This is a genomic window from Nocardiopsis sp. NPDC057823, from assembly GCF_042797335.1.
Taxonomy (GTDB): domain Bacteria; phylum Actinomycetota; class Actinomycetes; order Streptosporangiales; family Streptosporangiaceae; genus Nocardiopsis; species Nocardiopsis changdeensis.
In genome coordinates this window covers 1-24,794 of the sequence record NZ_JBHVLR010000006.1, presented here as the reverse complement: position 1 = coordinate 24,794, position 24,794 = coordinate 1, and the positions used below count along the sequence as shown (strand labels likewise).

The window sequence follows — 24,794 nt, the reverse complement described above, 5'->3', positions numbered from 1 at the left end:
GGGCTCACGCCCCCTCCTCGAACGCCTCGCCGTCGTCCCGGGCGCGCAGGGCCGCCTCGACGGCCTCGACGGAGCGCAGGACGGCGGCCGTGCGCCGCCCCTCCGCCTGGTAGGCGCGCATCACCTGTTCGAGCGCGTGCGGCGGCAGGTGGCCGCGCAGGTCGACCCGGGCGGTGCGGTAGCCCTCGCGGCCGGCGGCCAGGACCGCGGAGAGGTGCTGGCGCGCCAACCGCGAGAGCGCGACCGGGTACCGCCGCAGGACCCCGTGTGTCCGGTAGTCGGCGGGCAGGAGGTCGAACAGCCACACCGCGGCCGTCCGCTCGAAGGAGTCCGACCCGGGTGGGTGCACACTCGCGGGCCAGTCCGGACTCAGCGACTGATCGGGCATGCCCCGAGCATACCCTTCGTTCGAAATCCTGTTCGAAAAGACCCGGGGTCAGTCCGAGGAGATCTCCTCCCCCTCTTCCCGGCCCTCGCCGGCCTCCTCCTTCCTTCTCTCCAGCTCCACCCTGATGGCCTGCTCGGCCGCGTCGACCGCGGCCCGGGCGGTGATGGCGTTGACGTGGGCCCGGTCCAGCTCCTCGAGGAGGATGCAGTCGAACGCGACCCGCGCGTCGTGGATCGACGCCTCCAGCTGTCGTGATGCCTCTTCCAGACTCATGCAACCCCCATACCCCGGGAGGACCGTCCTGCACATCCCGCCCCAGGGGACACGGGGCGTGCCGGGCGCCGCAGCCGGGTAGACCCGTGGTGGGACCGGACACCGAAGGGGGAGCACGTGGTCTATCTCATCCTCGTCCTGTTGGCGCTGTGGCTGTTCCTGGCGATCCTGGGGGTGTTGATCAAGGGCCTGTTCTGGCTCACCGTCATCGCGGCGGCCCTGTTCGTCGCCACGGCCGTGTGGAGCGGGCTGCGCAGCCGCGCCGGCATGTGAGTTCAGCGTTCGAGGGCCGGTGTGCCGTCGCCGTCGCCGCCCAGCTCCGCGACGATGCCGCGGGCCCGGTCCTCGTCCCCGTCCAGGCGGTCGCGCACCAGCCGGACCGCCTCCTCCGAGCGCCCCAGCGCCACCAGGTTGGCCACCCGCGCGCGCAGCTGCGGCGGCAGCTCGCCGGGGACGCGCGGGGCGGGCACGTACCCGCCGACCTGCGCCGCGGGCCCCGGGTCCACGGGGGCGGGCGGCTCGTCCGCCTCCAGGCGGGCGGCGACCGCGGCGATGACCCGGCGCAGGGCGTAGGAGCCGCCCGCCAGGACGAGCACCGCGCCCACCAGGGCCACCAGCATGAACAACAGGCTCATGCGGTGCCCCTACCCCGGTTCTCCCCCGGCCACCGGACACGAACGGTCATCATTCGGCCACCTCAGGTGGCGAGCACGTCCTCCGGCAGCAGGGTCCGCAGATCGTCCACCCCGGGCTCGGCCCCGGCCCGCGCGGCCTGTTCGATCCGCCGCGCCTGCCGGGTCAGCGCCTCCTCGAACGCCTTGCGGACCTCGCGGCCGTTGCCGTCGGAGAACCGCTCCTCCTCGGCCCCGAACAGCCGGGCCGCAGCGGCCCGGGTGTCCTCCGGCACCAGGAAGTCGGCTCCCTCCGCCATCCCGACGAGGATCCGCAGCAGCTCGTCGTGCGTGTACGGCGCGAACTCCACCGTGCGGGAGAACCGCGACTCCAGCCCCGGGTTGCTCGCCAGGAACCCGCTCATCTCGCCGGTGTACCCGGCGGCGATCACCACGACCTCGTCGCGGTGGTCCTCCATGAGCTTGAGCAGGGTGTCGACGGCCTCCTGGCCGAAGTCGTGGCCGGAGCCCCCCGGCCGGACCAGCGTGTAGGCCTCGTCGATGAACAGCACCCCGCCGCGGGCCCGGTCGAACACGTCCCGGGTCTTCTGCGCGGTCTGCCCGACGTACGACCCCACCAGGTCCGCGCGGCCCACCTCCACCACCTGCCCCTGGGCGAGGACGCCCAGGGCCGCCAGCAGCCGCCCGTAGATCCGCGCCACGGTGGTCTTGCCGGTCCCCGGGGGCCCGGCGAAGACCAGGTGCCGCGACGGCAGCACGGCCCCCAGCCCGGCCGCCTGCCGGCGGCGCCCCGCCGAGATGAGGCTCATCAGGTCGGCGACCTCGCCCTTGACCGAGGTCAGCCCGACCATCGACTCCAGCTCGGCCATCAGCCCGTCGACCTGGCCGCCGTCGCGGGGCCCGCCCACCCGCGCGGACAGCCCGGCGTCCACGACGCCCTCCAGGTCCTCCGGGAGGATGCGGCCCAGGTCCTCGGGGCTGTGGAAGTCCCCCTCCACGACCCGGGTCGCCTGGGTCTGCACGACCGCCTCGAACACGCGGCGCGCCTCGCGCCCGTTGCCGAAGGTCTCGTCGCGCTTCTGGGCCCGGAAGTGCGCGGTGACCGCCTCCAGCACGCCCTCGCCGGGGACGTACCCCTGGGCCCGCGCCATCCCCGCGAAGATCGTGGTGAGCTGCTCGGGCGTGTAGTTCTCGAACTCGATGGTGCGGGCGACCCGCGACCGCAGCCCGGGGTTGGCGTCCAGGAACCCGCGCATCTCGCTGGAGTACCCGGCGAAGACCACGACGACCTCGTCGCGCAGGTCCTCCATGAGCTTGATGAGGGTGTCGATGGCCTCCTGGCCGAAGTCGGTCCCGCTGCCGAACCGCCGGGACAGGGCGTAGGCCTCGTCGATGAACAGCACGCCCCCGCGCGCCCGCCCCACGGCGTCGGCGGTGAGCTTGGCGGTCCCGCCCAGGTGCTCGGCCACCAGGTCCGAGCGGGAGACCTCCACGAACTGCCCCTGGGAGAGCACCCCCAGCGAGCGCAGGATGCCCCCGTACAGGCGGGCGACGGTGGTCTTGCCGGTCCCGGGCGGGCCCGAGAAGACCAGGTGCCGCCCCACGTTGAGCGCGGGCAGCCCGGCGGCCTCGCGCTTGGCACTGGCCCTCTGGAAGTTGACCAGCGTGCGGACCTCCTTCTTGACCCCCTCCAGCCCCACCATGCCGTCCAGTTCGGCGAGCAGCTCCTCCACCGGCGCCGCCTCCCCGACCGGGGCGTCCGGGACCGCGGCCGCCCCGCCCGCCTCGGCGGCGACCCGCACCGTGTCGCCGCCGCGGTTGTTCTCGGACGTGGTGTCCTCGACCTTCACCGCCGCGCCGTCCGCGGAGTCCACGGCCTTACCCCCGTTGTCGGCGATCGTGCACCGGCGCAGGGTCGCCCGGGAATCCTCGTGGACGTCGATGCCGCTGCCCCCGCACCCGCGCACGGTGGAGTCCTCCAGTACCAGGCGGCCGCCGTCCTGGACGATGGCGCCCCTGTCCCCCGTGTCCGAGACCACCGCCGAACGGAGGGTGAGATCACCCCCGTCGGCCCAGGCGCCGTACTGGCACGAGGTGCTCTCCAACCCGTCGATCTCGGCCTTCGCGCCCTCCCCGACGCGGACCGCCCAGGCCTCCAGCCCGCGGAGCCGCAGCCCCTCGGCCCTGTACCTGCCGCCGTCGTCGAAACCGATGCCCCGCACACCCTCCTCCACCGTCACGTCCGCCAGGGTGCCGGTCGAATCGTGGACGCCCACCGCGGTCCCCCGCAGCCGCGTGACCGTGAGCCCCCGCACGTCGAAGCCCGACGTGCCGTCGAGGAGCAGTCCGATCGGCTCCTCCGCTCCGGCGGGGGGCTCGCCGAGCTCGATGTCGGACAGCGTCGGCCGTCCCCCGTTCAGGTGGACCGCGACGATACCCGCACCGGTGACCTTGGAGCGGTGGATCTCGACCCGGGAGTCCACGGTGAGGACACCGTTGTCCTTCGCCCCCGCGACGGTGAGCCCGGTGGCGGTCAGCGTGCTGTCGGACGCGCAGACCGCGCTGCCGGGCGACCGCGTGACCGTGCAGTCGGTCAGGGTCAGCCCGCCGCCCTCCCACACGTACAGCGAGTCTCCCCCGGGCCGGCCGCCGTCGATCCTGAGCCGGGTGAAGGAGGCCCTGGACCCGCCCAGGACCCGGACCGGATAACCGCTGTCGCCCGTGATCTCCACGTCCGAGAACACGGGTTCGGCCTCCTCCTGGACGCAGACGGCGTTGGTGTTCTCGCTCCCGCCGTCGGTGATCCTGCACTTCTGGATGCGCGGCGAGGCACCGCTGATCAACAGGGTGTGGCAGGCGGGGTCCCCGCCCTGGAAGGAGACGTCCGACACCGAGAGGGCCCCCTGGCCCTCGATGAACAGGGCGGCCCTCTCGAAGCGCGTCCGCGCGACGGCGCCCCCCGACCTCTTCAGGTACAGCCCGGCGTCGCGGAAGGTGCACCCCTCGATGTGCAGGGTCGCCCCCTCCGCCTCCACCCGGGCGGTGGAGACGAAGACGCACTCCTCGGCGCGGAACGCGCCCCCGGGGTGGACGTAGACCGGGGGGTAGTCCGCGGAGGCGTTCCTGACCTCGATGCCGAACAGTTCGAGACGCCCTTCGTGGACGTTGAACACGTTGGTGTCGCCGACGGCGACGGTGACCGTGCCCCGCCCCGCGCTGGGGACGACCATCACGTGTCCGTTCACCCCGAGGACGTGCGGCTCCAGGTAGTACCCCGGGTCCACACGGAGGTAGAGGTCCTGGTCGGCGAACCGCGGGTCGTTCATCGCGTCGGCGATGCCGCGGAAGGCGTTCGGGTCGGACTGCGACACATGGAGCGTGATCACGCGTGGGCTCCCGGGGGGCGAGGGGACGTGCGCTATGTACCGTAGCGGTCGCGCCGTGCCCGTATACGTGCCCCGGTGACCGGTTCCGGCCGGGCCCGGGGCCCGCCGGAACGGCGAAGGCCCGTCCGGGGACCGGACGGGCCTTCGTGCTGAGCCGCCTGTCGGAATCGAACCGACGACCTATTCATTACGAGTGAATCGCTCTGCCGACTGAGCTAAGGCGGCGCGACGCCGCGCGGTTCCACGCGGCGAGGCGATCACCAGTTTAGCGTCTCCGCGGAGTGCCGGGTACACGGTTTCGGACCCGGCACCCCGCGGGGTCAGGCGCAGGCCATCCCGTCCCGGGGGACCTCCAGGTCGATGAGGTAGGCGTCGACCATGCGGTCCACGCACGCGTCGCCCATCCGGTAGCCGGTGTGGCCGTCGCCGTCCCGGGTGACCAGGAAGCCGGACTCCAGCGCCCCGGCCAGCGCCTCGGCCCAGGCGTAGGGGGTGGCGGAGTCGCGCGTGGTGCCCACCACCATGATCGGCGGGGCGCCCGGCGCGTCCAGCGGGCCGCCGTCGTAGACGGCCTCCTCGGGCCAGAACGCGCACGGCAGCGCGCCCCAGGCCAGGCTCGGCCCGAAGATCGGGGACTCCTCCCCGGCCTCCTCCGCGGCCTCCACGTAGGCCTCGACCCCGCGCGGGCTGGGCGAGTCGGAGCAGTTCACCGCGATGAGGGCGGCCGTGGAGTTCTCGTACTCCTGCGTGTCGCCCCGGCTGTAGAGCTCGTCGCCCAACTGGAGGAGCACGGTGCCGTCGCCGTCGCTCATGGCGTCGTCCAGGCCCTCGCGGACCCGCTCCCACCAGGACTCGGAGTACAGGGCGGCGAGCACGCCGAGTTCGGCGCGGGCCCGGTTGATCTCCCGGTCGTCCATGGAGTTGTGGAGCGGCTCGCGGGCCGTCCGGGCCAGGAACCCGTCGAGGGCCGCCACGCCGTCCTCGACCGAGTCCCCGTTGCCGCCCAGCGGGCAGTCGGTGCGGGTGAGGCAGTCCTCGACGAAGGCGCGCAGCGCGGTCTCGAACCCGGTGGCCTGGGCGACGCTCAGGTCGAGCTGGTCCAGGGTGGGGTCGACGGCGCCGTCGAGCACCAGGGCGCGCACCCGGTCGGGGAACTGCTCGGCGTAGTGGGCGCCGATGTGGGTGCCGTAGGAGGCGCCCAGGTAGGTGAGCTTCTCGTCGCCCAGCAGGGCGCGCAGCACGTCCATGTCGCGGGCGACGTTGACGGTGCCGACGTTGAGCATGAGGTCGGGGGCGTTGGCCTGACAGGCCTCCACGAACTCGCGGCTGCCCTCCTCCATGTCGGCGACCCCGGCCTCGGTCAACTCGGACATGTCGCCGTCGCCGTCGGCGGACTCGGCCTCGCCGCCGATGAAGTCGTCGAGCTCCTCGGCGGGCAGGCAGGTGATCGGGGTGCTGCGGCCGACCCCGCGCGGGTCGAAGCCCACCAGGTCGAAGCGCTCGCGCACCTGTTCGCTGACGATGAAGGAGGCGTGGTCGACGAAGTCGTACCCCGAGCCGCCCGGTCCGCCCGGGTTGACCAGCAGGGAGCCGATGACGTCGTCGCCGGTGGCGGCCATGCGCTTGACCGCGATCTCGATGCGCTCGCCCTCGGGCTCGTCGTAGTCCAGCGGCACTTCGTACGTGGCGCACTCGGCCTCGGAGGGCCCGCCGTCGCAGGGCCCCCAGTCGAGCTCCTGCTCCGCGAGGTCGCCCAGGGCCCCGAGCGATTCGGCCGGCTCCTGCGCCCCTCCCCCCGGTGTCAGCGCCGTACACCCGCTCACCAGGAGCACCGTGCCGGTGAGCGTCGCCGCCACCGCTGCCCGCAGCCTCGTCGCCACGTGTTTCCTTCCCGTCGTCCGGTTCCACCGTTGCCTGTGACGGCCGTGCCGCCGTTGCGGTTGCGACGGGGAGGCGGTGCCGTAGGTCGACCGTATCCGCCGGGGGGCGCGGGACGGGCACCGCCCCGCGTCCGGCCCGGTGCGGGCGTCAGCCGAGGAGGAGGGCGGAGGTCATGGCCTCCATGGCGATCTGCGGGTGCACGTTGGCGGCGATGCGCTCGCGGCAGTCCATGATGGCGTCGATGCGCCGCAGGGTGGTCTCCGGCGTGCTGGAGCGGGCGACGCGCTCCAGGTCGCCGGAGCGCTCCCCGGTGGAGCGCTCGACGGACGCCCCGAACTGGAGGGTGAGCACGTCGCGGTAGAAGGCGGCCAGGTCCAGCAGGGCGCGGTCGTAGGAGTCGCGCTTGATCCGGGTGGCCCGGCGCTTCTGCCGCTCCTCCAGGTCCTTCATGGCGCCCGCGGAGCCCCGCATGGCCTTGGCCACGCCCTTGCCGGTGGAGCCCTCGCCGAAGGCGGCCTTGAGCTCGTCCTTCTCCTTCTCGTCCAGGGCGCTGGTGATCGCCTTGGACTCCGCCTCGGCGATCTCGTAGAGCCGGGCGGCGAAGGTGACGCAGGCGCCGATGCCGTCGAGCCTGGCCGGGATGGACAGCACCTCCTCGCGGCGGCGGCGCGCCTCGGGGTCGGTGGCCAGCTGCCGGGCGCGGTCCACCCGCCCCGCCGAGGCGACGGCGGCGGCCCTGGCCGTGCCCTCGTCCACGTCGCCGGCGCGGGTGAGCGCGCCGACGATCTCGGCGGTGGTGGGGGTGGTGAGGGTGACCAGGCGGCACCGGGAGCGGATGGTGACGAGCAGGTCGTCGGGGGTGGGCGTGCACAGCAGCCACACGGTGCGCGGCGACGGCTCCTCCACCGCCTTGAGCAGGGCGTTGGAGGCCGCCTCGGTGGCGCGTTCGGCGTCCTCGAACAGCACGATCCGGAACCGGCCGCCGGAGGGCTTGGACCCGGCGCGCAGGACCAGCTCGCGGGTGGCGGCGACGCCGAAGCTCAGGCCGCTGGGCCGCACGTACAGCACGTCCGGGTGGGTCCCGGCCAGGGCCTGGTGGCAGGAGTCGCAGTGGCCGCAGCCGCCGTCGCGGCACTGGAGGGCGGCGGCGAAGGCGCGGGCGGCCTCCGAGCGCCCCGAGCCGGGCGGGCCGGTGAACAGCCAGGCGTGGGTCATGCCCGTGCCCGCTCCCCCGGCGACCAGGTCGGCGGCGCCGGCCACCGCCCGCCGCAGGTGGTCCACCGCGGTCCGCTGACCGACCAGGTCGTCGAAGACCGTCACACTCCACCCCCGCGTAGAAAGACGTGCCAGGGATCCAGGATAGGAGCCGGGGGCGACGGTCGGGCCGTTTCCACAGGCCCGCCCCGCGCCCGGGAACGCGCGGGGCCCGGGGGCGTGCGCCCCCGGGCCCCGTCCCGCCGCGGCGGGTCAGTCGTTCTTGATGACCGGGATCATCCCGGTGACGGCCTCGGCGCTGCTCGGGACCGGGTCGGGCAGCAGGGCGCGCACCCGCTTCTGGATCTCGCGGGTGATCTTCTCGCGGGGCTCGCGGGAGTCCAGGACCAGGTAGCGGTCCGGGTCCCGGCGGGCCAGGTCGAGGAAGCCCTTGCGGACCCGCTCGTGGAACTCCACGGACTCCGACTCGATGCGGTCGGCCGGGCCGCCCAGCCGGGACAGGCCCTCTTCCGGGCGCACGTCCAGCAGCACCGTCAGGTCGGGGACCAGGCCCTGCACCGCCCACGTGCTGATGTCGGCGATGTCCGAGACCGCCAGGTCGCGGCCGGTGCCCTGGTAGGCGAGCAGCGAGTCGGTGTAGCGGTCGCTGATGACCACGGCACCGCGCTTGAGCGCGGGCAGGATCTCCTGCTGGACGTGGTCGGCCTTGTCGGCGGCGTACAGCAGCACCTCGGCGCGCGGGGTGATGTGGGAGTTCTCGCGGTCCAGCAGCAGGGCGCGCAGCCGCATGCCGAGCTTGGTGGCGCCGGGCTGGCGGGTGCTGACCACCTCGAAGCCCTGGTCGCGCAGCCACACCGTGAGTTCGCGGACCTGCGTGGACTTGCCCGCGCCCTCGCCGCCCTCGACGACGATGAACGCGCCGGAGGGGCGCTCGTCCTCGTCGACCGGCTCGGTGATCTCGACGCCGCGCAGCGCCGCGAACAGCTCGGGGAGCAGGCCGGGGCCGGCCTCGGGGTCGTCCCGGTTGACCTGGCGGTGGGCGACCACGGCGGCGACCACGCCCAGCAGGGCGGCCGCCGCCAGCACGACGGCGCTGCCGCGCAGGTCGTAGGTGAGCGGGCCGATCGCCAGGGCCCGGTCGCCGACGAACCCGGCGGCGACGGGGGCGAGGACCGCCGTCAGCACCAGGGCCAGGCGGGCCGCGCCGTTGAGGTGGGCGTGCACCGCGGTGCGGTGCTCCTCCTCGACCTCGCGGGTGACCACGCCCAGCGCGGTCGCCCAGGACATGCCCGCGGCGACGCCCAGGACCAGGGCCAGGACGACGGCCAGGACCATGTCGCCGACGGCGCCGGCGAACAGCAGCACGACCGCCGCGATGACGGCGGTGAGCCCGAAGAGTCGGCGGCGGCTGAGCAGCTTGAGGACGCGGGGGCCGGAGACGGCGCCCAGGCCCATGCCGCCCAGGACGGCGGCGAACAGCATGCCGAACCCGGCGTTGCCCGCCTCCAGGCCCTCGGCGTGCAGGCGGCCGACGCCGACGACGGCGCCCACCGCGACGACCGTGGTGATCAGGCCCAGGGACAGGCCGCGCAGCAGCACCGGGTCGCCGGAGCCGCGAGTGCCGCGCGCGACGGACGGCAGGATGCGGGCGTCGCGGGTGGGGCTCTGGGCGTCCTTGGCGGGCCGGTGGCCGGGGATCCGGAGTCCGGCCACGAGCCCGGCGGCCGCCAGGAAGAGCAGCCCGTTGAGGTAGAGCGCGATGTCCGCCTCGGGGGAGGCCAGCGAGGGCACCAGGACGCCGAGCACGTTGCTCACCGAGGCCAGGGCCGCGAACAGCAGGGCGGCGACCGGCGCGGTGCCGTAGGAGGTGAACAGCACCAGGCGGTCGGCCTGGCCCAGCAGCTTGCGGGGCACCAGGTTGGGGATCGCGGAGTCCCGGGCGCCGGTCCACAGCAGCTCGACGATCTCGGCGAGCAGTGCCGCGATGAACAGCCACGGCAGCGCGAACCCGGGGGCCAGCAGGCCCACCACGGGGACCGAGGCGTAGAGCAGGGCCCGCAGGACGTCGCCGCCGACCATGGTCCAGCGGCGGTCCAGCCGGTCCACGAGGGCCCCGACCAGGGGGCTCAGGAGGACGGAGGGCGCGAGTTTGACGGCCAGGACACCGGCGATGGCCAGGTACCGGACCAGGGCCGGGGCGTCGAACGTGAAGATCGCGGCCAGGGAGACCAGAGCCAGGAGGCTCAGCCAATCGCCCAGTCCGGACAGCACGAGCGAGATCCACAGCCTTCGGAAGGGAGTGATCGCGAGGACGTTGTGCGCCTCGGACGGCGCTCCCGGAGATGCAGGTCTGCTCATAGCGCTCAAGGTTATTCGGTGAGGGGGAGGGGAGGAGTGGGCCGTCGTCCGCTGAGGAATTCGGTGGAGCGGCGGAAGATCACTTGCGTTTCAGTGTTCCCGTCGGCCACGTCCAGCGTAGTACGGAAGATCATCTGCGAACAGGGGGTACGGCGGGCCCCGGAGTGAACGTGGAGATCGTACCGACCCGCACACCCCGTGTCACACGACGCGGACCGCCCCGGGCCGGAGGTGCTCCGGCGCGGGGCGGTCCGCGTTCGACGGTGTGCGCCGCTCAGGCCTCGTCGGAGGCCTTGGCCGCGGTACGGGGCGTGCCCGTCTTCTTGGCCGGCGCCTTCTTGGCGGCGGTGGTCTTCTTCGCCGCCGTGGTGGTCTTCTTGGCCGTCGTCTTCTTCGCGGGCGCCTTCTTGGCCGCGGGCTTCTTGGCGGGCGCCTTGGCCCGGCGCTCGGCCAGCAGCTCGGCGGCGCGCTCGTCGGTGATGGACTCCACCTCGTCGCCCTTGCGCAGCGAGGCGTTGACCTCCCCGTCGGTGACGTAGGGGCCGAACCGGCCGTCCTTGACGAGCATGACGGCGCCCGACACCGGGTCCTTGCCCAGCTCGCGCAGCGGCGGGGCGGCGGCCCGGCGGCCGCGCTGCTTGGGCTGGGCGAACAGCTCCTTCGCCTCGTCGAGGGTGACCGTGAACATCTGCTCCTCGGAGGCGAGGGAGCGGCTGTCGGTGCCCTTCTTGAGGTAGGGGCCGTAGCGGCCGTTCTGGGCGGTGACCTCGTCGCCGTCGATCACGCCGACCACGCGCGGCAGCGAGAGCAGCCTGATCGCGTCGGCGAGGGTGACGGTGTCCAGGGTCATCGACTTGAGCAGCGAGGAGGTGCGCGGCTTGACGGCCTTGGCCTTCTTGCCCCCGTTCTCCTCGGGCTCCTCGATGACCTCGGTGACGTAGGGGCCGAAGCGTCCGGACTTGGCCACGACGAGGTGCCCGGTCTCGGGGTCGGTGCCCAGCTCGCGGTCGCCGCTGGGCTGGGCGAACAGCTCCTCGGCCTTCTCCGGGGTCAGCTCGTCGGGGGCCAGGTCCTCGGGCACGTTGACCCGGACGCCCCCGCGGTCCAGGTAGGGGCCGTAGCGGCCGACCCGGAGCACGATGTCCTCGGTGCCCGGCACCGGCAGGGAGCTGATCTCCTTGGGGTCGATGTCGGCGAGGCGGTCGCCGACCAGTTCCTTCAGGCCGGTCTCCCGGTCCCCCTCGGGGGTGTCTCCGCCGAAGTAGAACCGGCGCAGCCACGGCAGGCTCTCGGCCTCGCCGCGGGCGATGGAGTCGAGCACGTCCTCCAGGCGGGCGGTGAACTCGTAGTCCACCAGGTTGCCGAAGTGCCGCTCCAGCAGCTGCACCACGGCGAACGCCAGGAAGGACGGCACCAGGGCGGTGCCCTTCTTGAACACGTAGCCGCGGTCCAGGATGGTGCCGATGATCGAGGCGTAGGTGGAGGGGCGCCCGATCTCCCGCTCCTCCAGCTCCTTGACCAGGGTCGCCTCGGTGTAGCGGGCCGGCGGGCGGGTGCTGTGCCCCTCGGCGGTCAGGTCGCGTGCGGTGAGCGGGTCGCCCTCGGCCACGGCGGGCAGCCGCCGCTCGCGGTCGTCGAGGTCGGCGGCCGGGTCGTCGGCGCCCTCCACGTAGGCCTTGAGGAAGCCGTGGAAGGTGATGATCTTGCCGGTGGCGTTGAACTCGGCGACCTCGCCGGCCGAGGAGGTGCCCTGCACCTTGACGGTGACGGACTCGCCGACGGCGTCCTTCATCTGGGAGGCGACGGTGCGCTTCCAGATCAGCTCGTAGAGGCGGAACTCGGGGCCGCTGAGCCCGGTCTGGCCCGGGGTGCGGAACTCGTCGCCGGCCGGGCGGATGGCCTCGTGCGCCTCCTGGGCGTTCTTGACCTTCTTGGCGTAGACGCGGAGGCGCTCGGGCAGGTAGTCGGCGCCGTACAGGCGCTGCACCTGGGAGCGGGCGGCGCGCACCGCGCTGTCCGACAGCGTGGTGCTGTCGGTGCGCATGTAGGTGATGTAGCCGTTCTCGTAGAGCCGCTGGGCGACCTGCATGGTCTGCTTGGCCGACAGCCCCAGCTTGCGCGACGCCTCCTGCTGGAGGGTGGTGGTGCGGAACGGCGCGTACGGCGAGCGGCGGTAGGGCTTGCGCTCCACCGAGGACACGCCGAAGGCGCTGGCGGACAGCCGCTCGGCCAGGCCGCGCGCGGCCGCCTCGTCGAGCTGGCGGACGGCCCGGTCCGGGCGCACGGTGCCCTGGGCGGTGAAGTCGCGGCCCACCGCGATGCGGGTGCCGTCCACGGCGACCAGCGTGGCCGGGAAGTCGGTGGGGTCGCCCGCGGGAATGCCCGCGCCGGAGGCGTCGAAGAGGGCCTTGATGTCCCAGTACTCGGCGGGGGTGAACGCCATCCGCTCGCGCTCGCGCTCGACCACCAGGCGGGTGGCCACGGACTGCACCCGGCCCGCGGAGAGCTTGGGCATGACCTTCTTCCACAGCACGGGGGAGACCTCGTAGCCGTAGAGCCGGTCCAGGATGCGGCGCGTCTCCTGGGCGGTCACCAGCCGGGTGTTGAGGTCGCGCGTGTTGTCGGCGGCGCGCTGGATGGCCTCCTTGGTGATCTCGTTGAACACCATGCGGCGCACCGGGATCCTGGGCTTGAGCTCCTCCAGCAGGTGCCAGGCGATGGCCTCGCCCTCGCGGTCCTCATCGGTGGCGAGCAGGAGCTCGTCGGCGTCGGCCATGAGCTCCTTGAGCTTGCGCACGTGGGACTTCTTGTCGGCGTTGACGACGTAGAGGGGTTCGAAGTCGCCGTCGACGTTGACGCCCAGCCGGGCCCAGGGCTCCCCCTTGTACTTGGCGGGGATCTCCGCGGCCTTGGTGGGCATGTCGCGGATGTGCCCGATGCTGGACTCCACGACGTAACCGCGGCCCAGGTAGCCCGCGATGGTCTTGGCCTTGGCGGGCGACTCGACGATGACGAGGGCGGTCCCCGAGCCCTGTCGTCCGCTGTCCTGCGAGCCGTTCTTGCCGGCGCTGCCCTTGGTGGGTGGCACGTGTTCCCCTACGTCTACGTCTAGCCTCTGCGTGGTCTGTCGGCCGCGGTCCCTCGGCTCCCGTGGAAACCGACGGTAACCGAAACCCCAGGCGTTCCCCCGTCGGTGGGTGGGCGGAGGGACTCCCGTGTACACGGGGCCGTGACCGCGGAGAGCGGGCTCTTCACCCACCGGCAACCGCAGAATAAGCGCTCACCGCACCGCTACCGGCCCGTACCGCGCAGGCCGTGCTCCGGCCGTGCGGGCCCCGGAGCCGCCTCCGGCTCCGGCGATCACCCGGAACACGCCCTCAAAGTGACTTCCATCACACTTCCCGGGGGGTCGGGTGCCCATACCCCCCACAAAGCGGCGAGTCCTCCCGGATATTCCCGGGAGGACTCGACTGTGGTTCCGAGCCCCGGACGGACACCCCCACCCGCCCGCAGTCCACCGCGTTCCTCACGGAACGGGCGCGCGGAGGCGGTCCGTCCTGCTCTCGCCCGAACGACGCACGCGACACCCTGCACGTGCCGCTCCGGGTTCCCGGAGCCCCGACCCGGTCCCCGCCTGTGGTGTTCGGCACCTCGCAGTCCACCGCGTTCCAAACGGAACGAGAGGCCGCGCACCACCGGCGGGGGACGGGTCCGGTCCCCTTTCCCCCGTCCGCGTCGTTACAGGCCCACGCCCACGGCGCCCAGAACCTGGCCGACCGGGTCCACCGGCGCGGCGGGCGCGGGCAGCGTCTCGGCGTGCTCCGGCGCGTGCTCGGCGACCGCCTGCTGGGCGGTCTCGCTCACGGTGTACTCGACGGGCAGCGTCTCGGAGACGGGCACCTCGGGCAGCTGCTCCACCACGGGCAACGCGTCCAGCACACCGGACTGGTGCTCGGTGGCGCTCTGGTGCACGACGGCCGCGTCGCTGTCCGTGGAGCTCGCGCCCGCCAGGCCGGCGACCGCGGCGACCGCGTTGCCGGTCACGTTCACGGGGACGTCGCCGTGCACGACGGCCTGGTTGCCGCCGGCCAGCGAGCCGTTGCCCGAGGTCGCGATGTACTCGTGCGACTCCTTGACGACCGCGTCGCTGTCGGTCGCGGCCGCGCCGGCGACGCCGCCCACGGCGCCGACCGCGTTGCCGGCCACGTTGACCGGGACGTCCAGGTGGCCGACCAGCTGGTTGCCGCCCAGCACCGAGCCGTTGCCGGAGGTGGCGATCGACTGGTGCTCGCGGACCGGGGCGGACTGGCGCAGGACGCCGGCGTCCACGCCGGAGGTGTCGGGCAGCAGGCTGGCGTTGCGGGCGGCCTCGCCCACCAGGTCGACCGGGGTGATCTCGGTCTCCGCCGCGTAGTGGTCGCGGCCGACGTGTCCGCCGTGCCCGACGTGTCCGCCGTGCACGTCGTGGACGATGGCGTCCGCGTCGGTGGCCGCCGCACCCGCGACACCGCCCAGGGCGCCGATCGCGTTGCCCGACACGTTGACGGGGACGTCCAGGTCGCCGACGAGCTGGTTGCCGCCGATCAGGGAGCCGTTGCCGCTGGTCGCGACGTCGGGCTCGCCCTCGCCGTGCCAGGCGTGGCCGTCGTGGTGGACGACCGCGTCGGAGTCGGTGGTGGAGGCGCCGGCGATGCCGCCCACGGCGCCGATGGCGTTGCCGGTCACGTTGACGGGGACGTCCCCGTCGATCACGAGCTGGTTGCCGCCCAGCACCGAGCCGTTGCCCGAGGTGGCGACCTCGTTGTGCTGGTGGTCCACGACGGCGGCGTCGCTGTCGGTGGTGGAGGCCCCGGCGGTGCCCAGGACGGCGCCGACCGCGTTGCCGGTCACGTTGACCGGGACGTCGGCGTTGACGACGGCCTGGTTGCCGCCGAGGACGGAGCCGTTGCCGCTGGTGGCGGCGTCGGTGTCGGCGAAGGCGACGCCGCTGCCCAGGGCGACGAAGCCCGCGGCCAGCAGGACGGACTTCGCGGAGGTCCTGGCCCACTTAGACATGTGGGAAGTTCCTTTCAGAAAACGTGCTGATGAGAAGGTGTGTGCTCGGGCCACAGGCCGTTCCACACCCCTGGGTGGGGTACGGGCCTTCGGCCAAGGCCGGGGATCGTCCTCCCGGCTCCGCACCTGGGCGGTGCGTGTCGGTCGGTGCTCGAGGGCTGCGTCGCCGTCCCGTCCGCCGGATGCGGACGGACGCGCGCGCCCCGTCGGTCAGCTCCGCCCTGGTGGGGCGGCGGCTGACGTGAACCCCGCGCACATGGCCTCGGCCGGTGCTACGGGACTCGCGTCAACCCCCGGGCCGCGTCGGCGGCCCGGGAAGCCGTGCGGTCAGATCCGGGAGCGCCGGCGGCCCGCGATGACCAGGCCGATCCCGGCGACCGCCGCGGCGATCGCGGCGATGACCAGGCCGGGCAGTCCGGCGGAGCCGGTCAGCGGGAGCCGGGCGTCCGAGGTGTCGGACGGCCGTTCGCCCGCAGTGCTGGAGTCGGACGGTTCGCCGGGGCTCTCACCCTCCTCGGGGCCCTCCGACGGGGACTCGGACGGTCCCTCCGACGGGCCTTCCGACGGGGACTCGGACGGGGACTCCGACGGCTCCTCGGACGGCCCTTCCGACGGGGACTCGGACGGTCCCTCGGAGGGCGACTCCGACGGTCCCTCCGAGGGCCCCTCGGAGGGGCTCTCCGAAGGCTCCGGCGAGTAGCCCGGGTACCCGGGGTGGCCCTTGTCGCCGTCCCGGTCCGGGACGCCGCCCCCGGTGCCGGCGTCCCCGCCGGCGCACTGGGCGCCCGCCGCACCGAGGAGGGCCAGGGAGTTGCCGCAGACGTCGACCGGGGCGTCGAGGTCGGCGTGGAGCTGGTTGCCCCCGGCGATCGAGCCGTTGCCGCTGGTGGAGGTGTCGGCCAGGGTGGTCCCGGCCGGGGCCAGTGCCAGGAGGCCCGCGGCGGTCAGTGCCGCGATCCTGGCGTGGGTCCGATGGGTCATCGCGTGTCCTTGTCAGCGAAGAAGGTCGTGATTGCTGCGTGGACCGCGGTCGTTCCGACTCCTGGGAAAGGGGGCCCGAGCGGGGGGCGCCTCCGGGGAGCCAGCGGGTGGGAAGGGGCGCTCAGGGCGCACCGGACCGACCGCGGCGGGTGAAGGCGCGGCTAGTCGGGGGAGAAGGAGGGGTCGTCGGCGGCGTCGCGCACGACGAGGGTGGGGTCGCCGGGCAGGGCGACCCGCTGCACCCGGGGGGCCAGGTGGGCGGCCCGGGGCGTCAGGAACCCGGCGGTGCCGGGCGTGGGGAACGACGGCGCGGACGCACCGGTGGCGTCGGCGCCGCTCGGGCCGGTGGAACCGCCCGCGATGAGGCGGATGCGCTCGCCCCGGTCGGTGTCGGCGTCGCCGGAGGCGCCGTCGACGGCGCCCGCGGACGCGTCGGCCGGCCCGCCGACGGGCGTGACCAGGGCGAACCCGGGCGCGGTGCGCTCGGCGCGGCCCGCCCGCTCGACCGCCTCGGTGGCGGAGCCGACCGCCCGGTCCACCGCGGGGCGTGCCACCGCGGCGGGGGTGTCGGGGCCGCCGACCAGCGGCAGGTCGGCGGGCATCGTCGCGGTGACGGTGTCGCCGAGGGCGTCCAGGGCGCCGGTGGGCTCGGTGAGTCCGGCGACGCCGCCCACCAGGTCGCCTTCGCGCAGGGCGCCGTCGGCGGAGCCCACCACTTCGCGCCCGGTGGTGGCGACGGAGTCGACCAGCCGGCCCGCCTCACGGGCGGTGCCGTCCACGGTGCGGGCGGTGTCCTCGACGACGCGGCCGGTGGAGGTGCCCTCCAGGGCTCCGGAGACCCCGGTCCCGTCGAGGACGGTCTCGGGGAGCTCGGCGGCCTGGGGCACGACGGTGCCGGTCAGGGCGCCGGTGGCGGCCCGGGCGGCGGTGCCGGTGACCCGGACCTCCCCCTCGGCCGAGCGGCCGGCCTCCTCGACGACGCCCTCGGGGCCCAGGACCCGGTCGACGAGCCCGCCGGGGCCGGTCTCGCCATGGGCGACACCCACCCCGGCCAGCCACGCGACGGCCATGATGCCGGACAGGAGCAGCAGGCGGCAGAGGGCACGGTCGCCACGGGCGGCACGGTCGGTCGACACCGACCACTCCCGGCCCGTGAGCACCATGGATGCCCCCTCGTTTCCTGACTGCTGGACGGTCCCGTGCGACGGCGCCGCCCGGATCGGATGCGGTGGGCGCACGGCGGACGTGCCCGAGCCACCACATCGTTGAACTCACAGACACCGTAGCATCACGTTCTGTGATGACGCACGCGAACAAGGGGGCCGCGCCGAGAAGTTCCCGGCGCGACCCGGGGACGAATCACCGCAGGTAGGGGCGGATCATGTCATCCCGATTCCAGCTCGTCCCGGTTTCCGTTCAGCTCATCTCGATGAACCGGTCCAGCACCCGGACCCCGAACTGCAGCCCGTCGATCGGCACCCGCTCGTCCACGCCGTGGAACATGCCGGCGAAGTCCAGCTCCGGGGGCAGCTTGAGCGGCGCGAAACCGAAGTTGCGCACCCCCAGCCGGGAGAAGCTCTTGGCGTCCGTCCCGCCCGACAGGCAGTAGGGGACGGCGCGGGCGCCGGGGTCCTCCGCCAGCAGGGCCGCAGACATGGCGTTCACCAGCCCGCCCTCGAAGGGGGTCTCCACCGCGGGCAGGTGGTGGATGAACTCCCGGCTCACCTTGGGGCCGAGCAGCCGGTCGATCGTGGCGAAGTAGTCGTCCTCGGTACCGGGCAGGAAGCGCCCGTCCACCTGGGCGGTCGCCTCGCCGGGGATGACGTTCGCCTTGTAGCCGCCGCCGAGCACCGTCGGGTTGAGGGTGTTGCGCAGGGTCGCCCCGATCATCCGGGCGATCGGGCCCAGCCGCGCGACCGTCGCGTCCAGGTCGTTCTCGTCGAAGGGGATCCGGAACTCCTCGCAGATCTCCTCCAGGAACGTGCGCACCGTGGGGGTCAGGTGCACGGGGAACGCGTGCTCCCCCAGCCGGGCGACCGCCGCCGCCAGCTCGGTGACCGCGTTGTCCCGGTTGACCATCGAACCGTGCCCGGCGGTGCCGCGCGCGGTCAGCTTCATCCAGGCGATGCCCTTCTCGGCGGTCTCGATGAGGTAGAGCCGCCGGTCGTCCCTCACAGTGAAGGAGAAGCCGCCGACCTCGCTGATGGCGGCGTCGCAGTCGGCGAAGAGGTCGGGGTGCTCGTCCACCAGGTACTGGGCGCCCCAGGTGCCGCCCGCCTCCTCGTCGGCCAGGAAGGCCAGCACGATGTCGCGCGGCGGGCGCCGCCCCTCCCGCAGCCGCTGCCGCAGCACCGCCAGGACCATCGCGTTCATGTTCTTCATGTCGACCGCGCCGCGGCCCCACACGCAGCCGTCCGCGATCTCCCCGGCGAAGGGGTGGTGCGTCCAGTCCTGCGCCGCGGCCGGCACCACGTCCAGGTGGCCGTGGACGAGCAGCGGGGGACGGCTCGGGTCCGCCCCCTCGATCCGCGCCACCACGTTGCTGCGTCCGGGGTGCTTCTCGTAGACCGTCGCCTCCACCCCGACCTCGTCGAGCCTGCCCACCACGTACTCCGCCGCCTTGCGCTCGCCCGGCCCGGAGTGGTCGCCGTAGTTGGAGGTGTCGAAGGCGATGAGCTCCCGGCACAGGTCGACGACTTCGACCTCGGCCGCGCTCAAGCCCTCGGATTCCCGTGTCATCGGACGCTCCTGTTCCACCGTGTCACTGTGCTCGTCGCCCCCGACCCTGTCATGATCACCCCCGGCCCGAAAAGCGGTTCGGGGCACTCCGGAGCTTTGCTATTGTTGACCTGTCAGGCGGCGCTGCCGCCCGATACCACCGGTCCGGGTGGCGGAATAGGTAGACGCGCTAGCTTGAGGTGCTAGTGGCCGTTAAGGCTGTGGGGGTTCAAGTCCCCCCTCGGACACAACGAAGGCCCTGTTCGCAGGGCCTTTTCTCATGTCGGGGCGCGGTTCCCGCGCACGGGCGCGACGGTTCCCCGCGCCGGGCGTGGCATGCTGGCGCCATGGCCGTCGACGTTCGCCCCGCCTCGGTGTTCGAGGACGTGCGGGCCCTGGTGGGACCGAGATCACCCGGCGCCGACGTGTGCTGGTGCCTCAGTTACCGGCTCCCGTCCGCGCTCAACAGGGAGCTGCGCGGCCCCGCCCGCGGCGAGTACGTCGCCGGGCTGTGCCGCGCCGAGCCGGCGCCGGGGGTGCTCGCCTACGACGGCGACGAACCCGTCGGCTGGGCCGCGGTGGCGCCGCGCGCGGACACCTCCTTCGCCCGCAGCCGCAAAATCCCGCACGTCGACGACCTCCCCGTGTGGTCGCTGTGGTGCGTCCGCGTGCGCCCGGGCCACCGGAAGAAGGGGATCTCGCACGCCCTGATCGCCGGGGCCGTCGAGTTCGCCCGGGCGCACGGCGCACCCGTGGTCGAGGCCTATCCCTTGGACAACGGCGACGCCCGGGTGGACCTGACGATGGCCTACCCCGGACTCCGGAGGAACTTCGAGCGCGCCGGGTTCGTCCACGCCGCCGACACCTCCTCGGTCCTGGCCGGCCACCCCCGTGTGCTGATGCGGCGCGACCTGCGCTGACCCCTCCGCCGGGGCGCGGCGTGCCGCGCCCCGGCTGCGACGGCGGGCACCCCTCCCCCTTGCATACCCCCCAGGAGTATGTTAAATCTGTTCCCCAGATACCCCAAGGGGGTATCACGACACGAGGAGGAACCCCATGTGCTCCACCTGTTCCTGTGAGACCGGGACGACCGCCGCCGAGACCCCCGGGGACGCGCGGGTCTACCAGGTCGAGGGAATGACCTGCGGACACTGCGCGAACTCCGTCAGCACCGGGATCGGCGGCGTCGCCGGCGTCACCGGCGTGACGGTCGACCTCGCCGCCGGCACGGTCGCCGTCCAGGGCTCGGGCTTCGACGACGACGCGATCCGCGCGGCCGTCACCGAGGCCGGCTACCGGTTCGCGGGCGTCTGACGGAACCCCCACGGTCCCGCCCCGCCCGACCACTCCAGCTCCACCCCTCGATGGTCCGCCGCGAGGCGGGACCGTGTTCAGGAGACAGCAGCATGTCAACGCCACAAGCCGATCCCCGCCGCTGGTGGGCACTCCTGGTGCTCGCCGGCGCGCAGTTCATGGTCATCATGGACACCTCGATCATCGGGGTCGCCCTGCCCGAGATGCAGCGCGACCTCGGCTTCTCCCCCAGCTCCCTGCAATGGGTCTTCAACGCCTACGTCATCGCCTTCGGCGGTCTGCTGCTCCTGGGAGGACGCCTGTCCGACCTGCTCGGCGCGCGCCGGGTGTTCACCGCGGGCTGGGTCACCCTCATCGCCGGGTCCGTCCTGGCCGCCGCGGCCGAGACTGCCTGGGTCGAACTCCTGGGCCGCGCGGTCCAGGGCGCGGGCGGAGCGCTGATCGCGCCGTCGGCGATGACCCTGCTGATGATGATCTTCGCCCACGACACCGGCGAGCGCACCAAGGCGCTGGCCTTCTACGGCGCGGCCGCCCCGGCGGGCGGCACGGCCGGCGTCTTCCTCGGCGGCGCCATCACCGAATGGCTGAGCTGGCCGTGGCTGTTCCTCCTCTACATCCCCATCGGACTGGCCTCCCTGGCCGCCGTCCCGGCCCTGCTGCCCGCGGTGAGCGGACGCGGCGGATCGGTCGACCTCCTGGGCGCCGTCTCGGCCACCGGCGGCCTGGCCCTGGCGGTGTTCGGCATCGTCCAGGCCTCCGAACAGGGCTGGACCTCCGCGGCCACGCTGCTCGGCCTCGTCGGCGGAGCGGTCCTCCTGGGGGTCTTCGTCGTCAGCCAGCGCCTGGTCCGCGCCCCGCTGATGCCCCTGGGCGTCTGGCGCACCCCCGGCCTGCTGGCCGGGAACGTGGCGATCACCCTGCTGGGGGCCGCGTGGATCCCGATGTGGTACTTCCTCAACCTCTACCTCCAGCAGGTCCTGGGGTACGGGGCCTTCCCCAGCGGCGCGGCCCTGCTGCCGATGACGCTGCTGATGATGCTCCTCATGACCACCGTCACCGGCCGGCTCATCGGCCGCTTCGGCCTCAAGCCGCTGATCGTGACGGGCCTGCTGGTCCTGGCCGCCGGCCTGGGCCTGCTCTCCCTGGCCCGCCCCGGGGGCGACTACCTCGTCGACGTCCTGCCCGGCTCCCTGATCGCGGCCCTGGGCATGTCGCTGGTGTTCATCCCGGCCACGATCGCCTCCATCAGCGGGGCGCGCCCGGAGGAGGCGGGGCTGGCCTCGGGCATCGTCAACACCACCTACCAGGTCGGTTCCGCCCTGGGCCTGGCGGCCATGACCGCCGTCGCCACCGCGTGGGGGGCCGACCGGCTCGGCGACCCGGCCGCGCTGACCGACGGCTTCCAGGCCGCGTTCATCGGGGCCGGAGCGGTGGCCGTGGCGGGTGCGGTGCTCGGGTTCGCCCTCATGCGCCCGCAGAGGGCGGCCGCGACCCGGTCCGAGGAGGGGGAGACCGCCGGGACGGGCGTCTGACCCGTCCCCGCGGCGAGCCGGGCGGCCCGAGGAGGGGCCGTCCGGCTCCGCCGTGTCCGCGGATTCGAGGACACACGTCACAGTGGCCCCGTCCCGGGGACTTGTATACCCTGGGGGGGTATGGTATTCCTTGAGTTGTCGCCGACGAACTCCCCAGCGGAGGGCTCCGGCGCACACCGCTCGAAGCATCCGGCCACAGAGGAAGGAAAGGACCGACGATGAACGTCCCCACCAAGCTCGGGCTCTACGGACTGGGCCTCGCCGTGGCCTTCGCCGGAGCGATGGGGGCCGGCGGCCTGGTGGGCCCCCTGCTCCCGGACACCACCGAGGCGAGCGAGCACACCGGCCACGACGGCACCACCGGCACCGGCACCACCACCGATGAGGAGACTTCCATGAACGGCGCGCACTCCACCCCCTCCGGCCTCCAGATCTCCCAGGACGGCTACACGCTCACCCCGGTCCGGACCCCCGACCGGGCGGGCGAGGAGGAGACCCTCTCGTTCCGCATCCTGGGCCCCGACGGCGAGCCCGTGACCGGGTTCGAGGAGTCGCACGACAAGCGCATGCACCTGATCGTGGTCGGCCGCGACATGAGCGGATACCGGCACGTGCACCCGGAGATGGCCGAGGACGGCACCTGGAGCGTCCCGCTGGAGGTGGATACCCCCGGGGCCTACCGGATGTTCGCCGACTTCGTCCCGCAGGAGCACGGGAGCGGCCTCACCCTCGGCGCGGACCTCACCGTCCCCGGCGACCACGAGCCGCAGGACCTCCCCGCCGCCGAGCGGACCGCCGAGGTGGACGGCTACACCGTCACCCTCGACGGCGACCTCGTCCCCGGGCGGACCAACCCGCTGACCCTCACCGTCACCCGCGACGGCGAGAAGGTCACCGACCTGGAGCCCTACCTCGGCGCCTACGGCCACCTCGTGGCGCTGCGCGCCGGCGACCTCGCCTACCTGCACGTCCACCCGGAGGGCGAGCCCGGCGACGGTGTGACCGAGCCCGGGCCCGAGATCACCTTCCAGGCCATGGTGCCCTCCGTCGGCGACTACCGGCTCTTCCTCGACTTCAAGCACGGCGGCGAGGTGCGGACCGCGGAGTTCACCGTGACCGCCGACGGCACCGTCACCGCGGAGGAGCACACGGACCAGGAGAGCCACGCGCCGCACTCCCACTGACCGTGACGACGCCCCCCTGCCGCGCACCCCCACGACCTCAAGGAGCAACGATGAACACCGGAACCGGAGACGTCAGAGAGTCCGGAGAGCGGATCGAGCTGGCGATCGGCGGCATGACCTGCGCCTCCTGCGCGAGCCGCATCGAGAAGCGCCTCAACCGGCTCGACGGCGTCACCGCCACCGTCAACTACGCCACCGAGACGGCGCGCGTGGTCTTCGACGGTGACCCGGTGCCCGCCGAGGAGCTGATCGCCCAGGTCGAGAAGGCCGGGTACACCGCCGAGGTGCCCCGCTCCGCCGACGCCGCCGCCGATGACGACGGCGCGGCGGAGGCCGCGGACCCGACCCGCCCGCTGCGCGACCGCCTCATCGTCAGCGCCCTGCTGTCGGTGCCGGTCATCGCGATGGCGATGGCCCCCGCGCTCCAGTTCACCTACTGGCAGTGGGCCTCGCTCGTCCTCGCGGCGCCCGTGCTCGTCTGGGGCGCGCTGCCCTTCCACATCGCCGCCTGGAAGAACCTCAAGCTCGGCGCGGCCACCATGGACACCCTGGTGTCCATGGGCACGATCGCCGCCTTCGCCTGGTCCCTGTACGCGCTGTTCCTCGGCACCGCGGGCGAGCCGGGCATGACCCACCCGTTCGAGCTCACCATCGCCCGCACCGACGGCTCCGCCAACATCTACCTGGAGGTCGCCGCCGGGGTCACCACCTTCATCCTGGCCGGACGCTACTTCGAGGCCCGGTCCAAGCGCCGGGCCGGCGCCGCCCTGCGCGCCCTGCTCGAACTCGGCGCCAAGGACGTCACCGTGCTGCGCGACGGCGCCGAGCAGCGGATCCCCACCGCCGACCTGACCGAGGGCGACCTGTTCATCGTCCGGCCCGGTGAGAAGGTCGCCACCGACGGGACCGTGGAGGAGGGCACCTCCGCCGTCGACATGAGCATGCTCACCGGCGAGTCCGTGCCGGTCGAGGTCGGCCCCGGCGACGCCGTGGTGGGTGCCACCGTCAACGCCGGCGGACGCCTGGTCGTGCGCGCCTCCCGCGTCGGATCCGACACACAGCTCGCCCAGATGGCCCGCCTGGTCGAGGACGCGCAGAACGGCAAGGCCGAGGTCCAGCGCCTCGCCGACCGGATCTCGGGCGTCTTCGTCCCCATCGTCATCGCCCTGGCGGCCGTGACCCTCGGCTTCTGGATCGGTACCGGCGGATCGGTGGCGGCGGCGTTCACCGCGGCGGTCGCGGTGCTCATCATCGCCTGCCCCTGCGCCCTGGGCCTGGCCACCCCGACCGCGCTGCTGGTCGGCACCGGGCGCGGCGCCCAGCTCGGCATCCTCATCAAGGGCCCGGAGGTCCTGGAGACCACCCGCGGCATCGACACGATCGTTCTGGACAAGACCGGCACCGTCACCACCGGCCGGATGACGCTCACCGACGTGTTCACCGCCCCCGGCCAGAGCGAGGACGAGGTGCTGCGGCTGGCCGGGGCGCTGGAGAACGCCTCCGAGCACCCCATCGCCCAGGCCATCGCCAAGGCCGCCCTCGCCCGTACCGGTGGGCTCGGTCAGGTCGAGGACTTCGCCAACGTCGAGGGACAGGGCGTGCAGGGCATCGTCGACGGCCACGCCGTCCTGGTCGGCCGCACCTCGCTGCTCGCCGAGTGGTCGCAGGAGCTGCCCGCCGAACTGGCGAGCGCCAAGGCCGCCGCGGAGGCCGCGGGCGGGACCGCCGTCGCCGTCGGCTGGGACGGCGCCGCCCGCGCGGTGCTGGTCGTGTCCGACGCGATCAAGCCCACCAGCGCCCAGGCCGTCGAGCAGTTCCGCGCCCTGGGTCTGACCCCGATCCTGTTGACCGGTGACAACGAGGCCGTGGCCCGGACG

Annotated in this window: 18 protein-coding genes and 2 tRNA genes; 7 read left to right on the top strand and 13 right to left on the bottom strand. The window is 73.4% G+C overall.

What is annotated here, in order from left to right; genetic code table 11:
• Positions 1-4: 4 nt before the first annotated feature.
• Both ACFVNO_RS12530 and ACFVNO_RS12525 read right to left on the bottom strand, forming a co-directional pair.
• Entirely contained in the window at positions 5-388 is a 384-nt protein-coding gene (locus tag ACFVNO_RS12530) for a hypothetical protein (RefSeq protein WP_220563513.1), read from the bottom strand.
• 48 nt (positions 389-436) lie between these two features.
• Positions 437-661, bottom strand: coding sequence for a hypothetical protein (locus ACFVNO_RS12525; protein ID WP_220563514.1), 225 nt, complete (start codon positions 659-661; stop codon positions 437-439).
• A 117-nt stretch (positions 662-778) separates the two neighbouring features.
• Between ACFVNO_RS12525 and ACFVNO_RS12520 the strand changes: the two genes are divergently transcribed.
• Entirely contained in the window at positions 779-934 is a 156-nt protein-coding gene (locus ACFVNO_RS12520; protein ID WP_355269725.1) for a hypothetical protein, read from the top strand.
• Positions 935-936: 2 nt separating this feature from the next.
• Here ACFVNO_RS12520 and ACFVNO_RS12515 read toward each other — a convergent pair whose 3' ends face one another.
• From ACFVNO_RS12515 to ACFVNO_RS12465, 11 genes are all read right to left on the bottom strand, one after another.
• On the bottom strand, positions 937-1,296 hold the full coding sequence (locus ACFVNO_RS12515; protein WP_220563516.1) for a hypothetical protein: 360 nt from the start codon (positions 1,294-1,296) through the stop codon (positions 937-939).
• A gap of 62 nt (positions 1,297-1,358) precedes the next feature.
• Positions 1,359-4,679 (bottom strand): AAA family ATPase, encoded by a 3,321-nt coding sequence (locus ACFVNO_RS12510; protein ID WP_378892072.1) that lies wholly within the window; start codon positions 4,677-4,679, stop codon positions 1,359-1,361.
• A 152-nt stretch (positions 4,680-4,831) separates the two neighbouring features.
• A tRNA-Thr gene (locus ACFVNO_RS12505) sits at positions 4,832-4,904 on the bottom strand.
• Between the two features lie 95 nt (positions 4,905-4,999).
• Positions 5,000-6,559, bottom strand: coding sequence for an alpha/beta hydrolase (locus ACFVNO_RS12500; RefSeq protein ID WP_378892069.1), 1,560 nt, complete (start codon positions 6,557-6,559; stop codon positions 5,000-5,002).
• A 148-nt stretch (positions 6,560-6,707) separates the two neighbouring features.
• Complete coding sequence (locus tag ACFVNO_RS12495; RefSeq protein ID WP_355269729.1) at positions 6,708-7,880, bottom strand: DNA polymerase III subunit delta'; 1,173 nt, start codon at positions 7,878-7,880, stop codon at positions 6,708-6,710.
• Positions 7,881-8,027: 147 nt separating this feature from the next.
• Entirely contained in the window at positions 8,028-10,133 is a 2,106-nt protein-coding gene (tmk, locus tag ACFVNO_RS12490) for a dTMP kinase (protein WP_355269731.1), read from the bottom strand.
• 274 nt (positions 10,134-10,407) lie between these two features.
• Complete coding sequence (gene topA, locus ACFVNO_RS12485) at positions 10,408-13,221, bottom strand: type I DNA topoisomerase (protein WP_378892064.1); 2,814 nt, start codon at positions 13,219-13,221, stop codon at positions 10,408-10,410.
• 650 nt (positions 13,222-13,871) lie between these two features.
• The gene (locus ACFVNO_RS12480; protein ID WP_378892061.1) at positions 13,872-15,188 is read right to left on the bottom strand and encodes a hypothetical protein; all 1,317 of its coding nucleotides are present in this window, start codon (positions 15,186-15,188) and stop codon (positions 13,872-13,874) included.
• A gap of 327 nt (positions 15,189-15,515) precedes the next feature.
• On the bottom strand, positions 15,516-16,169 hold the full coding sequence (locus tag ACFVNO_RS12475; RefSeq protein WP_378892058.1) for a chaplin family protein: 654 nt from the start codon (positions 16,167-16,169) through the stop codon (positions 15,516-15,518).
• 161 nt (positions 16,170-16,330) lie between these two features.
• On the bottom strand, positions 16,331-17,332 hold the full coding sequence (locus ACFVNO_RS12470) for a hypothetical protein (RefSeq protein WP_355269739.1): 1,002 nt from the start codon (positions 17,330-17,332) through the stop codon (positions 16,331-16,333).
• 253 nt (positions 17,333-17,585) lie between these two features.
• Complete coding sequence (locus ACFVNO_RS12465) at positions 17,586-18,908, bottom strand: M20/M25/M40 family metallo-hydrolase (RefSeq protein WP_355269741.1); 1,323 nt, start codon at positions 18,906-18,908, stop codon at positions 17,586-17,588.
• Between the two features lie 142 nt (positions 18,909-19,050).
• Here ACFVNO_RS12465 and ACFVNO_RS12460 point away from each other — a divergent pair.
• From ACFVNO_RS12460 to ACFVNO_RS12435, 6 genes are all read left to right on the top strand, one after another.
• A tRNA-Leu gene (locus tag ACFVNO_RS12460) sits at positions 19,051-19,135 on the top strand.
• Between the two features lie 99 nt (positions 19,136-19,234).
• Positions 19,235-19,807, top strand: coding sequence for a GNAT family N-acetyltransferase (locus ACFVNO_RS12455; RefSeq protein ID WP_355269743.1), 573 nt, complete (start codon positions 19,235-19,237; stop codon positions 19,805-19,807).
• Positions 19,808-19,943: 136 nt separating this feature from the next.
• Positions 19,944-20,201: a heavy-metal-associated domain-containing protein gene (locus tag ACFVNO_RS12450; RefSeq protein WP_220563526.1), complete on the top strand. Its 258-nt coding sequence runs from the start codon at positions 19,944-19,946 to the stop codon at positions 20,199-20,201.
• 92 nt (positions 20,202-20,293) lie between these two features.
• Positions 20,294-21,733, top strand: a complete 1,440-nt coding sequence (locus tag ACFVNO_RS12445; RefSeq protein ID WP_355269745.1) for an MFS transporter — start codon at positions 20,294-20,296, stop codon at positions 21,731-21,733.
• A gap of 218 nt (positions 21,734-21,951) precedes the next feature.
• Positions 21,952-22,917, top strand: coding sequence for a hypothetical protein (locus tag ACFVNO_RS12440; RefSeq protein WP_378892052.1), 966 nt, complete (start codon positions 21,952-21,954; stop codon positions 22,915-22,917).
• 50 nt (positions 22,918-22,967) lie between these two features.
• The coding region (locus ACFVNO_RS12435) for a heavy metal translocating P-type ATPase (RefSeq protein ID WP_378892049.1) at positions 22,968-24,794 on the top strand (1,827 nt) is incomplete at its 3' end.